Genomic DNA, 15,555 nt, shown 5'->3' on the forward strand with positions numbered 1-15,555 from the left:
CAGCTTGGGGCATGCTGTATCCGTCCGTACCGACAAAAAGTTCTTCTTCGGTTGCTGGGGGGCGTGCGTCGAATGTCTCTGGATACGCGTCAGATATCAGCTGACGAAAAATCATGCCGGCCTTGTGATTGTCCATACGGCCCCAATATGGGTTGCAGAGTTGCGTCGCGGGGCGCGCTAGCGAATAGCGCTCGGTGCAAAATGCCATATCTTGCGGTCTATCGTGCAGGCTTCAGTTGAATGGACGGCTCGGTGTTACAAGGGCTAGGCTGTTTCATAGGGTTACAGACCGGCTGCCAGTTCCAGTACGTTGTGTAGTAAGTTAGGCCGAGCAACCAACCGGCCGTCATGCGGCCCGCAGACAACGGGTTTGCTCCAGAGGGTAGTTAATTTGAACGACATGGCAAAAAACCTGATTCTGTGGCTGATCATCGCCGCCGTCCTGGTCACGGTGATGAACAACTTCTCCAGCCCCAGCGAGCCGCAGACGCTGAGCTATTCCGACTTCCTCGAGCAGGTCAAGGAAGGGCGCGTCGAGCGTGTGACGGTCGATGGTTTCGTGATCATCGGCAAGCGCAGCGAAGGCGATACCTTCAAGACCATTCGCCCGGCGATTCAGGATAATGGTCTGATCGGTGATCTGCTCGACAACAATGTGCTGATCGAGGGCAAGCAGCCTGAGCAGCAAAGTATCTGGACCCAGCTTCTCGTTGCCAGCTTCCCGATTCTGGTGATCATCGCTGTATTCATGTTTTTCATGCGGCAGATGCAGGGCGGTGCGGGTGGCAAGGGTGGGCCGATGAGTTTCGGCAAGAGCAAGGCGCGCCTGCTTTCCGAGGATCAGGTCAAGACGACCTTTGCTGACGTCGCCGGCTGCGATGAGGCGAAGGAAGAAGTCCACGAGCTGGTCGAGTTCCTGCGTGATCCTGGCAAGTTTCAACGTCTCGGCGGTCGCATTCCGCGTGGTGTGCTGATGGTCGGTCCGCCCGGCACTGGTAAGACGCTGCTGGCCAAGGCGATTGCAGGTGAAGCCAAGGTGCCGTTCTTCACCATTTCCGGTTCGGATTTCGTCGAGATGTTCGTCGGTGTCGGTGCCAGCCGTGTCCGCGACATGTTCGAACAGGCGAAGAAGCACGCGCCGTGCATCATCTTTATCGACGAGATCGATGCAGTTGGTCGTCATCGTGGCGCAGGTCTCGGTGGTGGGCACGATGAGCGCGAGCAGACCCTCAACCAGTTGCTGGTGGAGATGGACGGCTTCGAGATGAACGATGGGATCATCGTCATCGCTGCAACTAACCGTCCGGACGTACTCGATCCTGCACTTCTGCGCCCAGGTCGTTTCGACCGTCAGGTGGTGGTCGGCCTGCCGGACATTCGCGGTCGCGAGCAGATCCTGAAGGTGCACATGCGCAAGGTGCCGATCAGTGAGAACGTCGAGCCCGCTGTAATTGCGCGTGGGACGCCGGGTTTCTCCGGTGCGGATCTCGCCAACCTGGTCAACGAAGCTTCGCTGTTTGCCGCGCGTTCCAATAAGCGCATCGTCGAAATGCGTGAGTTCGAGCTGGCCAAGGACAAGATCATGATGGGCGCCGAGCGCAAGTCCATGGTCATGTCCGAAAAGGAGAAGCTCAACACCGCTTACCACGAAGCAGGTCATGCCATCGTTGGGCGCGTGGTCCCCGAGCATGATCCCGTCTACAAGGTCTCCATCATTCCTCGTGGTCGGGCGCTAGGCGTCACCATGTTCCTGCCAGAGGAAGATCGTTACAGCCTGTCGAAGCGCGCGCTGATCAGCCAGATATGTTCTTTGTTCGGAGGGCGGATAGCGGAAGAGATGACGCTGGGCTTCGAAGGTGTCACCACGGGTGCGTCAAACGACATCATGCGCGCCACTCAGTTGGCGCGGAACATGGTGACCAAGTGGGGCTTGTCGGAGAAGCTTGGGCCGTTGATGTACGCCGAGGAAGAGGGCGAGGTGTTTCTCGGTCGCAGTGCTGGCAGCCAGCATTCCAATGTGTCCGGTGAAACCGCGCGGCTGATCGATGAAGAAGTGCGCAGCATCATCGATCACTGCTACGGGACGGCCAAGCAGATCTTGACCGATAATCGCGACAAGCTGGATGTGATGGCCGAAGCCTTGATGAAGTACGAGACCATCGATGCGCCGCAGATCGACGACATCATGGCTGGGCGCACACCTCGAGAGCCGCGTGATTGGGAAGGCGGCTCGGGCGCGTCCGGTACGCCAGTCGTGCCGGATGATAGTCGCCCGCAAACCCCGATCGGTGGTCCTGCCGGCGAGCATTGACGGCATGCGCAAGCCGATGACTGCATCGGGCGCGTGAGAATCGGAGTACACCAGAAGGGGCGCATAGGCGCCCCTTCTGGTGTAAATTGTCCAGCCCGCTGCGCCATGGTGGTGCAGCTGGTGTGGGGGCGCCTGTTCAGGGTGTCCGGCCTGAAAGCTCAAGGCTCGTAAATGACCGAATCTCTTTTCCTCGCTCGGCTGGTATGTGGCAGCCGGGTTCTCGATCTTTCCCGTCCTCATGTGATGGGGATTCTCAATGTCACACCCGATTCTTTCTCTGATGGTGGTCGCTTTGCCGAGCGCGAGGCAGCCCTGCGGCATGCCGAAGCAATGGCCTTGGCTGGGGCTACGCTGATCGATGTTGGTGGCGAGTCTACGCGCCCTGGCGCGCGCGCCGTCTCGCCGACCGAAGAGCTGGAGCGGGTCGCGCCGATCGTAGAGATGATCGCGCGGGAGCTCGACGTGGTCGTTTCGGTGGACACGTCCACGCCCGCAGTCATCCGCGAGTGTGCGAGGCTGGGCGCTGGGCTGATCAACGACGTGCGCTCGCTGCAGCGCGACGGTGCGCTGGATGCCGCGGCTGACGCTGGCCTGCCGGTCTGCCTCATGCACATGCGCGGCGAGCCAGGTGATATGCAGAGGGATCCCCGCTACGACGACGTTGTGGAGGAGGTTTGTTCGTTTCTTGAGCAGCGAATGGGTGCGTGTGCTGCGGCGGGAATCCCGCTCGATCGCATCGTCCTCGATCCCGGCTTCGGCTTCGCCAAGATGCTGAACCATAATCTTGTGCTGTTCAGGCGTATGGAGGTACTGCATCGGCTGGGTCGGCCATTGCTGATCGGTGTCTCGCGCAAGAGCATGATCGGGGCCGTGCTGGGTCGGCCAGTTGATGAGCGCTTGTACGGCAGTCTGGCTTTGGCGGCGCTCGCCGTAGGCAAGGGCGCGCAAATTGTGCGCGTCCATGACGTTGCCGAGACGGTTGATGTAGTTCGAATGATTGCTGCAGTGCAGGCGGCGCAATAGGGAAGGCACCATGACTAGAAAATACTTCGGTACCGATGGCATCCGTGGGCATGTCGGACAGGCTCCGATCACCCCGGACTTCATGCTCAAGCTGGGTTGGGCGGCTGGCATGGCCTTTCGCAAGCAGGGAAAGTGCCGGATTCTGATCGGAAAAGACACGCGTATTTCGGGCTACATGTTCGAGTCAGCATTGCAGGCGGGCTTGTCGGCGGCTGGCGCGGACGTACTGTTGCTTGGGCCTATGCCGACGCCCGCAGTCGCCTATCTGACGCGTACCTTCCATGCTGAGGCGGGTATTGTGATCAGCGCCTCGCACAATCCGCATCACGATAACGGAATCAAGTTCTTTTCCGGTCGCGGCACCAAGCTTCCTGATGAAGTGGAGCTGATGATCGAGGAGTTGATCGATGCGCCTATGACCGTGGTCGACTCGGCACAGCTTGGCAAGGCATCCCGCATCAATGACGCGGCTGGCCGTTATATCGAGTTCTGCAAGAGCAGCGTGCCAACCAGCACTGATTTCTCCCGGTTGAAGCTGGTGATCGACTGCGCGCATGGCGCGACCTATAAGGTTGCACCCAGCGTGTTCCGTGAGCTGGGTGCAGAGGTGGTGGTTATAGGTGCGCAGCCGGACGGTCTGAACATCAATGCCGATGTCGGCTCCACTTATGTCGGGCAGCTGCAGAAGGCGGTTGTCGATCATGGCGCGGATCTGGGCATAGCCTTTGATGGCGACGGTGACAGGGTGATGATGGTCGACCATACCGGTGCGGTCGTGGATGGCGACGAACTGCTTTACATCATCGCGACTGATTTGCAGGAGCGAGATCGGTTGGCTGGCGGCGTTGTCGGCACGCTGATGAGTAACCTGGGGCTTGAGCTTGCCTTGAAAGCGCGGGAGATACCGTTCACCCGCGCCAAGGTGGGAGATCGCTACGTGATCGCGGAGATGCTTGAGCGTGGCTGGGCATTGGGTGGTGAAAACTCCGGGCATATAGTCTGTGCGCAACACACCACCACGGGCGATGCGATCATCGCGGCGTTGCAGGTGGTGCTGGCGCTTCGTCGGCGCGGCCAGACGCTCGCACAGGAGCGACTGGCTTGGCACAAGTGCCCTCAGGTGCTGATCAACGTGCGCTTTTCTGGCGAGCGCGATCCAATTTCGCATCCTAGCGTGCAAGCTGCTTGCGACAGTGCTACCGAGCGCATGGGTGGGCGTGGCCGCGTGCTTTTGCGCAAGTCCGGGACCGAGCCGCTGGTACGTGTCATGGTTGAAGGCGATGACGAAAGTCAGGTGCGTGGCGTGGCTGAGGAGCTGGCGAAGATCGTTACCGAAGTTTGTGCGTAATCGCGCTTGCCAGGGCGTTTGCTGTTGAGTAACATCTGCGCCCACTTTGACCGATGAGGTAAAGCATGCGTCGCTCCATGGTAGCTGGTAACTGGAAAATGAACGGTACCCGCGCTAGCGTCGCAGAGCTTGTCGAGTCTCTCCGGATGCAGGTTTTTCCTGCGGATGTCGAGATTGCGGTGTTTCCCTCCGCTGTGCATGTCTCTCAGGTTCTGGATGGTGTTGATGGTGAGCACGTTGCCGTCGGTACCCAGGATTGTGCGGCGCAGAATGGCTTCGGGGCGCTGACCGGTGAGGTTTCGGCTGAGCAGTTCGCTGATTTCGGTTGTAAGTGGGTTCTGGTTGGTCACTCCGAGCGTCGCCTGTTGTTGGGTGAGACGGACGAAGTGGTCAGTCGCAAGTTTTCGGCAGCGCAGGTGGGTGGTCTTAAGCCTGTGTTGTGCCTGGGTGAGACGCTTGAAGAGCGACGGGCAGGCAAGACGCTTGAAGTGGTTGGGCGTCAGTTGGCGCGAGTGCTGGATGACCGTGGTGTCGCCGCATTCGAGTCGGCGGTTATTGCTTACGAGCCTGTTTGGGCGATTGGTAGTGGCTTGACCGCAACGCCTGAGCAGGCGCAGGAAGTACATGCTGCCATTCGAGAGCAGTTGTCGCGTTATGATGGCCGCATCGCTGAAGGCGTAAGGCTTCTGTACGGCGGCAGCGTCAAGGCGGAGAATGCCGCTGAGCTATTCGCAATGGCGGATATTGACGGGGGGCTGGTTGGTGGGGCCTCTCTGAAAGCGGATGAATTTGGTGCGATCTGTCGCGCCGCGGGGAACTGAACAGATGTTGCAGACTGTCGTGATTGTGGTGCATCTGCTGGTTGCTCTAGGTGTTGTTGCGCTGGTGCTTCTGCAGCAGGGCAAGGGTGCGGATGCTGGTGCTTCTTTTGGTTCGGGTGCTTCGGCAACTGTTTTCGGAAGCCAAGGTTCTGCTACCTTTTTGAGTCGTCTTACTGCTATACTCGCCGGCGTTTTTTTCGTGACTAGTCTCGGTTTGGCGTTCTTCGCGAAGCAGCAGGCTGATCAGTTGTCTCAGGCGGGGTTGCCGGATCCAGCTGTGCTGGAAGTTCCGGTCAGTATGCCGGCGGTAGAAGATGTGCCTGTGCTCGAGCAGCGCAAGCCGGCAGATGCTGCTAGTGATCTGCCTGAGGTAGAAAAAGGGCAATAAGGTTTTTGCCGAGGTGGTGGAATTGGTAGACACGCTACCTTGAGGTGGTAGTGGCCATAGGCTGTAGGGGTTCGAGTCCCCTCCTCGGTACCAAACAAGCAGGCCCGCCTAGTGCGGGCTTTCTTGTGTTTTAAGGGTTTTAAGTTGACCTGTATCAGGCGTGAGTCGTATAATTCGTGCCCAGTTTGACGCGGGGTGGAGCAGTCTGGTAGCTCGTCGGGCTCATAACCCGAAGGTCGTTGGTTCAAATCCAGCCCCCGCAACCAGTCAATAAAGAGCCCCTGTACAGGGGCTTTTTATTAGCTTGAGGCCAGGTCGCCGGCATTTACAGGCGGTCAAAGGGATGGGCGTTTCGCCCATTTTTCATTTGTACAGCATGCGCGAGGGACTTCGATGTCGAGCAAGCTAGAACAGTTGCAGGCCTTGTTGGCCCCGGTGGTTGAGGCGCTTGGCTATCAGTGCTGGGGTATTGAGTTCATTTCCCAGGGGCGGCATTCACTGCTGCGAGTCTATATCGACCATGCCGACGGCATCCTCATCGACGACTGCGAGAAGGTCAGCCGTCAATTGAGTGGTGTGCTCGACGTGGAAGATCCGATCAGCGTGGACTACACCCTTGAGGTTTCTTCTCCCGGTATGGATCGGCCCCTGTTCACCATTGAGCAGTACACCGCCCATGTCGGTGACCAGGTAAAAATAAAGCTGCGCTCGCCCTTCGAGGGCAGGCGCAATTTCCAGGGTCTTCTCCGTGGGGTGGAAGAGCAGGATGTTGTGGTGCTGGTAGATGATCATGAATACCTGCTGCCGATCGACATGATCGATAAGGCCAACATCATTCCCCGTTTTGACTGAGAACGGATCCCGCGGACCCCAATGGATTGCGAAAGGCGAGGCGTACGATGAGCAAAGAAGTACTGCTGGTTGTGGAGTCGGTGTCCAATGAAAAGGGCGTACCGGCTAGTGTGATTTTCGAAGCGCTGGAGCTGGCCTTGGCCACGGCTACCAAGAAGCGTTACGAAGACGAAGTTGATCTGCGTGTAGAAATCAATCGCCAGAACGGCAGTTACGAAACGTTCCGTCGCTGGACCGTGGTCGACGATGAGCATTTCGATGATCCAGCCCATCAGCTGGCGCTCGATCAGGCTCAGGAGCGCAATCCAGACGCCAAGCTCGGTGATGTGTTCGAAGAGAAGATCGAGTCTATCGAATTCGGGCGTATCGCCGCGCAGACCGCCAAACAGGTGATCGTGCAGAAAGTGCGCGAGGCCGAGCGTGCGCAGGTGGTAGAAGCCTACCGCGATCGTCTGGGCGAGATCATTTCCGGTACGGTCAAAAAAGTTACCCGCGACAGCGTAATCGTCGATCTGGGCAACAACGCCGAAGCATTGCTTGCCCGAGAAGACATCATTGCGCGTGAAACTTTCCGCGTCGGTGCCCGTGTTCGCGCACTGCTCAAGGAAATTCGCACTGAGAACCGCGGCCCGCAGTTGATTCTGTCGCGTACTGCGCCGCAGATGCTGATCGAGCTGTTCCGCATCGAAGTGCCAGAAATCGCCGAAGGCCTCATTGAGGTCATGGGGGCGTCGCGTGATCCTGGTTCGCGGGCCAAGATCGCCGTTCGCTCCAAGGACAAGCGCATCGATCCGCAGGGCGCCTGCATCGGCATGCGCGGTTCGCGGGTTCAGGCCGTCTCTGGCGAAATCGGCGGCGAGCGCGTCGATATCGTCCTGTGGGATGAGAACCCGGCTCAGTTTGTCATCAATGCGATGGCTCCGGCTGAAGTGGCCGCGATCATCGTCGACGAAGACGCTCACGCCATGGATATCGCGGTTGCCGAAGACAATCTGGCGCAGGCGATCGGCCGTGGCGGTCAGAATGTGCGTCTGGCCAGTCAGCTTAGTGGTTGGACGCTCAACGTCATGACTGAAGCGGACATCCAGGCCAAGCAGCAGGAAGAAACCGGTGACATCCTGCGCAACTTCATTGATGAGTTGGACGTTGATGAGGAACTTGCACAGGTGCTGGTGGAAGAGGGCTTCACCTCCCTCGAAGAGATTGCCTATGTCCCCATGGAGGAAATGCTTGGCATCGAAGGCTTCGACGAAGACATCGTCAATGAGCTGCGTACGCGGGCCAAAGATCGCCTGCTGACCAAGGCCATCGCCAACGAGGAGAAGCTTGCGGATGCTCAGCCGGCTGAAGATCTGCTGGCACTCGATGGCATGGATAAAGAACTGGCGGTCGAGTTGGCCGTGCGGGGCGTCATCACCCGCGAAGACCTGGCCGAGCAGTCGATAGACGACCTGCTCGACATAGACGGCATCGATGAAGAGCGTGCCGGCAAGCTGATCATGGCCGCCCGAGCCCATTGGTTCGAGTAAGTAATTAGCGGCCTGAGGAGAGAAATGCATGACGCAAGTCACGGTGAAAGAACTGGCCCAGGTGGTCGCCACACCGGTCGAGCGACTGCTTCAGCAGATGCGTGAGGCAGGACTGTCGCACACCAGCGCCGAGCAAGTAGTGACCGATAACGAGAAACAGGCCCTGTTGGCCCATTTGAAAAGCAGCCACGGGGCGAAAGTGGACGAGCCGCGCAAGATCACCTTGCAGCGCAAGACCACTACCAAACTCAAGGTTGGCGGTAGCAAGACCATCAGCGTTGAAGTGCGCAAGAAGAAGACCTTCGTCAAGCGCAGCACCGAGGAAATCGAAGCCGAACAGCGTCGCGAAGCCGAGGAGCAGCGCGCGGCTGAAGAGGCTGCTCGCCTGAAGGCCGAGCAGGACGCGCGCGAGCGTGCCGAAGAAGAAGCACGCCGTCAGGCTGAGTCGGTCAAGCCTCAGGGCGAGGCCTCTACGCCAGCAGCTGTTGAGCCGGCGGTGAGCGCCGAACCTGCACCGGTTGCGGTCGAGCCTGTGGCTCCTGCGCCTGAGCGTAAGAAGGAAGAGCCTCGTCGTGTCGAGAAGCCACGCAGTGATGACGACGAGCGTCGTGATCGCAAGCATGCGCAGCATCGTCCTTCGCTCAAGACCAAGGCTCCGCTGGCGCGTACCGTACGTACCGGTGAAGACGAGGCCGATGGTTTCCGTCGCGGCGGTCGCGGCAAGTCCAAGCTCAAGAAGCGTAATCAGCATGGGTTCCAGAGCCCAACAGGACCTGTAGTGCGCGAAGTGTCGATCGGCGAAACCATCACTGTGGCCGAACTGGCCCAGCAGATGTCGGTGAAAGCGGCCGAAGTCATCAAGTTCATGTTCAAAATGGGCTCGCCCGTCACCATCAACCAGGTGCTGGATCAGGAAACTGCTCAGCTGGTTGCCGAAGAGCTGGGCCACAAGGTCAAGCTGGTCAGCGACAACGCTCTGGAAGAGCAGTTGGCCGAGCTGCTGAAGTTCGAAGGTGAGTCGGTCTCGCGTGCGCCGGTCGTGACCGTGATGGGTCACGTTGACCATGGCAAGACGTCGCTGCTCGACTACATTCGTCGCGCCAAGGTGGCTGTCGGCGAGGCTGGTGGTATCACCCAGCATATCGGTGCCTATCACGTCGAAACCGAGCGTGGCATGGTCACCTTCCTCGACACCCCTGGTCACGCGGCGTTTACCGCCATGCGTGCTCGTGGTGCCAAGGCCACCGACATCGTGATCCTGGTGGTCGCGGCGGATGACGGCGTGATGCCTCAGACGCAGGAAGCCGTCCAGCACGCCAAGGCTGCCGGCGTACCGATCGTGGTCGCGGTGAACAAGATCGACAAGCCGGATGCGAATCCGGACAACATCAAGAACGGCCTAGGCGCGCTCGACGTGATTCCGGAAGAGTGGGGCGGCGACACGCCGTTCATTCCGGTCTCCGCGAAGATGGGTACCGGCGTCGACGAACTGCTCGAAGCCGTTCTGCTGCAGGCCGAGCTCCTCGAGCTCAAGGCAACGCCGTCTGCGCCTGGTCGCGGTGTGGTGGTCGAGTCGCGCCTTGACAAGGGTCGCGGTCCGGTAGCCACCGTGCTGGTTCAGGACGGTACTCTGCGTCAGGGTGACATGGTCCTGTGTGGCGTCAACTTCGGTCGCGTTCGTGCGATGCTCGACGAGAACGGCAAGCCTGTGAAGGAAGCCGGCCCGTCGATTCCGGTCGAGATCCTCGGCCTGGATGGTACGCCGGAAGCCGGTGACGACCTGACCGTTGTGGCCGACGAGAAGAAGGCCCGTGAAGTTGCGTTGTTCCGCCAGGGCAAGTTCCGCGAAGTGAAACTGGCTCGTGCCCATGCCGGCAAGCTGGAGAACATCTTCGAGACCATGGGTCAGGACGAGAAGAAGACGCTCAACATCGTGCTCAAGGCAGACGTGCGCGGCTCGCTCGAAGCGCTGCAGGGCTCTCTCAACGGCCTGGGCAACGACGAAGTGCAGGTTCGTGTGGTGGGTGGCGGTGTCGGTGGTATCACCGAATCCGATGCCAACCTCGCACTGGCCTCCAACGCCGTGCTGTTCGGCTTCAACGTTCGGGCTGATGCGGGGGCGCGCAAGATCGTCGAGGCCGAAGGCCTGGACATGCGCTACTACAACGTCATCTACGACATCATTGAGGACGTCAAGAAGGCGCTCACCGGTATGCTCGGCAGCGACGTTCGCGAGAACATTCTCGGCATCGCCGAAGTGCGTGACGTGTTCCGTTCGCCGAAGTTCGGCGCCATCGCCGGTTGCATGGTCACCGAGGGCTTGGTGCATCGCAATCGCCCGATCCGCGTCCTGCGCGACGACGTCGTAATCTTCGAAGGCGAACTGGAATCGCTGCGCCGCTTCAAAGATGACGTCGCGGAAGTCCGCGCCGGCATGGAATGCGGTATCGGTGTGAAGAGCTACAACGACGTCAAGGTCGGCGACAAGATCGAAGTGTTCGAGAAGGTCGAAGTGGCGCGTTCGCTGTAAGCAAGCGTCAGTCTGAAAGCTGGGAGCAAGGAGTCGGTGGCCGCTTGGGACGGTTACCGCTTCGAGCTTCCAGCTTTCGGCTTTTAAACGGGTGGAAATTTATGGCCAAAGAATTCAGTCGTACCCAGCGTATCGGCGATCAGATGCAGCGCGAACTGGCGCTGCTCATTCAGCGTGAGATCAAGGATCCGCGTTTGGGTCTGGTCACCATCACTGCGGTCGACGTCAGTCGTGATCTTTCCCACGCGAAGATCTTCATCACCATCATGGGGCAGGACGACGACCAGGAGGCGGTCAAGGGCAACTTGCGCATCCTTAACGACGCTGCCGGATTCCTGCGCATGCAGCTGGGCAAGAGCATGAAGCTGCGCACTGTTCCGCAACTGCATTTCAACTACGACGCCAGCATTCGTCGTGGTGTCGAGTTGAGCTCGCTGATCGAGCGCGCAGTGGCGGAAGATCGCAAGCACAGCGATGAGCGCGGAGAATAGGTGTGGCACAGGTCAAGCGTGTACGCCGTAACGTGAATGGCATCATCCTGCTCGACAAGCCGCGCGGGTTCACCTCCAATGCGGCCTTGCAGAAGGTCCGCTGGTTGCTCAACGCGGAAAAAGCTGGGCATACCGGAAGTCTCGACCCTCTTGCCACTGGTGTGTTGCCGCTGTGTTTTGGCGAGGCCACCAAGTTCTCGCAGTACCTTCTGGACGCGGACAAGGCCTACGAGACGGTCATGCAGCTGGGGGTCACCACGACCACCGCCGATGCCGAAGGCGAGGTCCTGGAGCGCAAGCCGGTCGCGGTCACCGTCAAGAAGCTGGAGGCGCTGCTGCCGCAGTTTCGCGGTGACATCCTGCAGGTGCCGCCGATGTATTCGGCGCTCAAGCGGGACGGCCAGCCGCTGTACAAACTGGCGCGTGCCGGAGAGGTGGTGGAGCGCGAGCCGCGTTCTGTTAATATTGCGCGCTTGGAGTTGCTCTCGCTTGACGGCGACAAGGCGCGACTCGCCGTTGCATGCAGCAAAGGCACCTATATCCGCACCTTGGTCGAAGACATCGGCCAGTTGCTCGGCTGTGGTGCGCACGTTGCCGAGCTGCGGCGAACCCAGGCCGGGCCGTTCGACCTGTCGCAGACGGTAACGCTCGAAACGCTTGAGCAGTTGCATGGTGAGGGTGGTGCCGAGGCGCTGGATAGTCTCTTGCAACCGGTGGACAGCGGGCTTGAGCATTGGCCGTTGTTGCAGTTGTCCGAGCACAGTGCCTATTACTGGCTGCATGGACAACCGGTGCGGGCGCCAGAAGCTCCCAAGTACGGCATGGTTCGCGTACAGGATAACAATGGTCGCTTCATCGGTATCGGTGAAGTGAGCGAAGACGGGCGCATCGCGCCACGTCGGTTGATTCGGTCGGAATGACCGTTACGCGGCGCGTTCGCGCGTTGCGTCAGAGGGTGGCTGTCAGCAGGCACGGTCATTTCTCTTTATTAAACACGGGATGATTCCCGGCCTGTTCACTCAAGGAGCCCTATCATGGCACTGAGCGTTGAAGAAAAAGCCCAGATCGTTAACGAGTACAAGCAAGCTGAAGGCGATACCGGTTCTCCGGAAGTGCAGGTAGCCCTGCTGACCGCCAACATCAACAAGCTGCAGGACCACTTCAAGGCCAACGGCAAAGACCACCACTCGCGTCGTGGTCTGATCCGTATGGTTAACCAGCGCCGCAAGCTGCTGGATTACCTGAAGGGTAAGGACACCACTCGTTACAGCACCCTGATCGGTCGTCTGGGTCTGCGTCGCTAAGACGCGCCCGCGCTGGAAGCCGGAAGCTGGAAGCCTGAAGTTGAAAGTGGGATATCCCCTCGATCAGCTTCGGTCTTCCAGCTTTTGGCTTTCTTGCAGGTCGTTCCGGGCCGACTCCCGGGCGTTCTGCCAATTTCCCCAAGGCAACAAAGAGAAGGAAAAACCGTGAATCCGGTAATCAAGAAGTTTCAATTCGGTCAGTCGACCGTAACCCTGGAAACGGGTCGTATCGCTCGCCAGGCCTCCGGCGCAGTGCTGGTCACCGTCGATGACGACGTCACCGTGCTGGTAACCGTGGTCGGTGCCAAGACCGCCGATCCGAGCAAGGGGTTCTTCCCGCTCTCCGTGCATTACCAGGAGAAGACCTACGCAGCCGGCAAGATCCCTGGCGGCTTCTTCAAGCGGGAGGCGCGTCCTTCCGAGAAAGAAACCCTGACCTCTCGCCTGATCGATCGTCCGATCCGTCCGCTGTTTCCGGAAGGTTTCCAGAACGAAGTGCAGGTCATCTGTACCGTCGTTTCCACCAGCAAGAAGACTGATCCGGACATCGCCGCGATGATCGGTACTTCGGCCGCCCTGGCTGTTTCCGGTATTCCGTTTGACGGCCCGATCGGCGCCGCACGCGTGGCCTTCCATCCGGAAACCGGCTACCTGCTGAACCCGAACTACGAGCAGCTCAAGGCTTCCAGCCTGGACATGGTCGTGGCCGGCACCAAGGACGCCGTACTGATGGTCGAGTCGGAAGCCAAAGAGCTGACCGAAGACCAGATGCTGGGCGCCGTGCTGTTCGCCCATGACGAGTTCCAGGCCGTGATCAAGGCTGTCGAAGAGCTCGCCGCCGAAGCCGGCAAGCCGCGCTGGGACTGGACTGCTCCGCAGGCCAACACCGCGTTGCTGGATGCCATCCGTGCCGAGTTCGGCGAAGCCATCTCCCAGGCTTACACCATCACCATCAAGCAGGACCGCTACGCGCGCCTGGGTGAGCTGAAGGACCAGGTCGTTGCCAAGTTCTCCGGTGAAGAAGGCCAGCCGTCTGCCGGCGAAGTGAAGGATGCCTTCGGTGAGATCGAATATCGCACCGTTCGCGAGAACATCGTCAATGGCAAGCCACGCATCGATGGTCGCGACACCCGCACCGTCCGCGGGCTGAACATCGAGGTCGGCGTACTCGACAAGACCCACGGTTCGGCGCTGTTCACCCGTGGTGAGACCCAGGCTCTGGTAGTTGCCACTCTCGGCACCGCCCGTGACGCACAGCTGCTCGACACCCTCGAAGGCGAGAAGAAAGACCCCTTCATGCTGCACTACAACTTCCCGCCGTACTCGGTGGGCGAGTGTGGTCGCATGGGTGCTACTGGCCGTCGCGAAATCGGCCACGGTCGTCTGGCCCGTCGTGGCGTCGCCGCCATGCTGCCGAGCGCCGACGAATTCCCCTACACCATCCGTGTAGTGTCGGAAATCACCGAATCCAATGGTTCGTCCTCCATGGCTTCCGTCTGCGGTGCTTCCCTGGCCCTTATGGACGCTGGTGTGCCAATGAAGGCTCCGGTGGCCGGTATCGCCATGGGTCTGGTCAAGGAAGGCGAGAAGTTTGCCGTTCTGACCGACATCCTCGGTGACGAAGATCACCTGGGCGACATGGACTTCAAGGTAGCCGGTACCGCCAAGGGCGTGACCGCGCTGCAGATGGACATCAAAATCCAGGGAATCACCGAAGAGATCATGGAGCAGGCGCTGGAGCAGGCTCTGGAAGCTCGCCTGAACATCCTCGGCCAGATGAACCAGGTCATCGCCCAGTCACGCAGCGAGCTGTCGGCCAACGCGCCGACCATGATCGCCATGAAGATCGACCAGGACAAGATCCGCGACGTGATCGGCAAGGGCGGCGCTACCATTCGCGCTATCTGCGAAGAGACCAAGGCCTCGATCGACATCGAAGACGATGGCTCGATCAAGATCTTCGGCGAAACCAAGGAAGCGGCAGAGGCGGCCAAGCAGCGCGTACTGGGCATCACCGCTGAAGCCGAAATCGGCAAGATCTACGTCGGCAAGATCGAGCGCATCGTCGACTTCGGCGCGTTCGTAAACATCCTCCCGGGCAAGGATGGCTTGGTGCACATCTCGCAGATCAGCGATCAGCGTATCGAGAAAGTCACCGATGTGCTTAAAGAAGGTCAGGAAGTGAAGGTGCTGGTGCTGGACGTGGACAACCGCGGCCGTATCAAGCTCTCCATCAAGGACGTTGCCGCCGCTGAAGCCTCTGGCGTTTGACAGCTGGCAGTTGAACAGAAGGGCCTTCGGGCCCTTTTTGTTTGGTCGTGATATTTATTCAATGCCTGTGCGAGATTGCAAGATGCACGCAGCGGCCGGGGGAAACTTGCAATGTGCAAGTAACTCGTGAATTGCTGCCATGCATAACTTATTGATTATTAAGGATAAAAAAATAACAGCAAGTTGGCACAACGCTTGCGCTGTTATTCGTGCATCTGAGGCCGGAGTCATGCCCCAGAAACCACGAGAACAGGAGTGACATCTATGAAGACTACTCAGACACTTACTGCCGCTGCCATCGCCGCTGCTCTTAGCCTGCCGTTCGCCGGCGCCGCTCTGGCCGATACCACGCCTGCCATCGACAAGAACGATACCGTCATGCTGGCCGCCAACACTATGGACGATGCCGGTGATGCTGCTTCCGATACCTGGATCACCACCAAGGTGAAATCCACCCTGCTGGCCGAAGACGCGACTCCCGGCATGGACATAGAAGTGGAAACCAAGGATGGCGTTGTTTCGCTGTCCGGGACCGTAGCTACCGAAGCCGAGAAAGAAGCTGCCGTGGCCAAGGCCAAGGGCATCAAAGGCGTTCGTGAAGTCTCTGCCGACGGCCTGAAAGCCGCCGAGTAACAGAGTTCTCCTCGCCAGTAGCTGGCGGGGCGCAAATCAGAAAACCCCACTCTA

Annotated in this window: 13 protein-coding genes and 2 tRNA genes; all 15 read left to right on the forward strand. The window is 59.4% G+C overall.

The window, feature by feature from the left end:
- Positions 1–400: 400 nt before the first annotated feature.
- The 15 genes from ftsH to IEG05_RS15150 all read left to right on the forward strand — a co-directional run bounded on the left by ftsH (position 401) and on the right by IEG05_RS15150 (position 15,501).
- Positions 401–2,311 (forward strand): ATP-dependent zinc metalloprotease FtsH, encoded by a 1,911-nt coding sequence (gene ftsH, locus IEG05_RS15080; RefSeq protein WP_041016119.1) that lies wholly within the window; start codon positions 401–403, stop codon positions 2,309–2,311.
- Between the two features lie 171 nt (positions 2,312–2,482).
- Positions 2,483–3,334, forward strand: a complete 852-nt coding sequence (folP, locus tag IEG05_RS15085) for a dihydropteroate synthase (protein WP_046620274.1) — start codon at positions 2,483–2,485, stop codon at positions 3,332–3,334.
- A 10-nt stretch (positions 3,335–3,344) separates the two neighbouring features.
- Positions 3,345–4,682 carry a phosphoglucosamine mutase gene (gene glmM, locus IEG05_RS15090; protein WP_191122350.1) on the forward strand — a complete coding sequence of 446 codons (1,338 nt, stop codon included), beginning with the start codon at positions 3,345–3,347 and terminating at the stop codon, positions 4,680–4,682.
- A 65-nt stretch (positions 4,683–4,747) separates the two neighbouring features.
- Positions 4,748–5,503, forward strand: a complete 756-nt coding sequence (gene tpiA, locus IEG05_RS15095) for a triose-phosphate isomerase (protein WP_046620277.1) — start codon at positions 4,748–4,750, stop codon at positions 5,501–5,503.
- A gap of 4 nt (positions 5,504–5,507) precedes the next feature.
- Positions 5,508–5,891, forward strand: coding sequence for a preprotein translocase subunit SecG (gene secG, locus IEG05_RS15100; protein ID WP_046620278.1), 384 nt, complete (start codon positions 5,508–5,510; stop codon positions 5,889–5,891).
- 7 nt (positions 5,892–5,898) lie between these two features.
- Positions 5,899–5,984: transfer RNA gene (locus tag IEG05_RS15105), tRNA-Leu, on the forward strand.
- Between the two features lie 96 nt (positions 5,985–6,080).
- Positions 6,081–6,157, forward strand: a tRNA-Met gene (locus IEG05_RS15110).
- A 127-nt stretch (positions 6,158–6,284) separates the two neighbouring features.
- Complete coding sequence (gene rimP, locus IEG05_RS15115) at positions 6,285–6,743, forward strand: ribosome maturation factor RimP (protein ID WP_015275886.1); 459 nt, start codon at positions 6,285–6,287, stop codon at positions 6,741–6,743.
- Positions 6,744–6,790: 47 nt separating this feature from the next.
- The gene (gene nusA / locus IEG05_RS15120; RefSeq protein WP_046620279.1) at positions 6,791–8,272 is read left to right on the forward strand and encodes a transcription termination factor NusA; all 1,482 of its coding nucleotides are present in this window, start codon (positions 6,791–6,793) and stop codon (positions 8,270–8,272) included.
- 28 nt (positions 8,273–8,300) lie between these two features.
- Positions 8,301–10,802: a translation initiation factor IF-2 gene (infB, locus tag IEG05_RS15125; RefSeq protein WP_046620281.1), complete on the forward strand. Its 2,502-nt coding sequence runs from the start codon at positions 8,301–8,303 to the stop codon at positions 10,800–10,802.
- A gap of 101 nt (positions 10,803–10,903) precedes the next feature.
- Complete coding sequence (gene rbfA, locus IEG05_RS15130; RefSeq protein WP_003280893.1) at positions 10,904–11,293, forward strand: 30S ribosome-binding factor RbfA; 390 nt, start codon at positions 10,904–10,906, stop codon at positions 11,291–11,293.
- A 2-nt stretch (positions 11,294–11,295) separates the two neighbouring features.
- Positions 11,296–12,213, forward strand: a complete 918-nt coding sequence (gene truB / locus IEG05_RS15135) for a tRNA pseudouridine(55) synthase TruB (RefSeq protein WP_191122337.1) — start codon at positions 11,296–11,298, stop codon at positions 12,211–12,213.
- 114 nt (positions 12,214–12,327) lie between these two features.
- On the forward strand, positions 12,328–12,597 hold the full coding sequence (gene rpsO / locus IEG05_RS15140; RefSeq protein ID WP_003293213.1) for a 30S ribosomal protein S15: 270 nt from the start codon (positions 12,328–12,330) through the stop codon (positions 12,595–12,597).
- Between the two features lie 165 nt (positions 12,598–12,762).
- Entirely contained in the window at positions 12,763–14,868 is a 2,106-nt protein-coding gene (pnp, locus tag IEG05_RS15145) for a polyribonucleotide nucleotidyltransferase (RefSeq protein ID WP_046620286.1), read from the forward strand.
- A 264-nt stretch (positions 14,869–15,132) separates the two neighbouring features.
- Positions 15,133–15,501: a BON domain-containing protein gene (locus IEG05_RS15150; protein WP_046620288.1), complete on the forward strand. Its 369-nt coding sequence runs from the start codon at positions 15,133–15,135 to the stop codon at positions 15,499–15,501.
- Positions 15,502–15,555 lie beyond the last annotated feature (54 nt).

The sequence above is a fragment of the Stutzerimonas kunmingensis genome (assembly GCF_014764705.1).
Classification (GTDB): Bacteria; Pseudomonadota; Gammaproteobacteria; order Pseudomonadales; family Pseudomonadaceae; genus Stutzerimonas.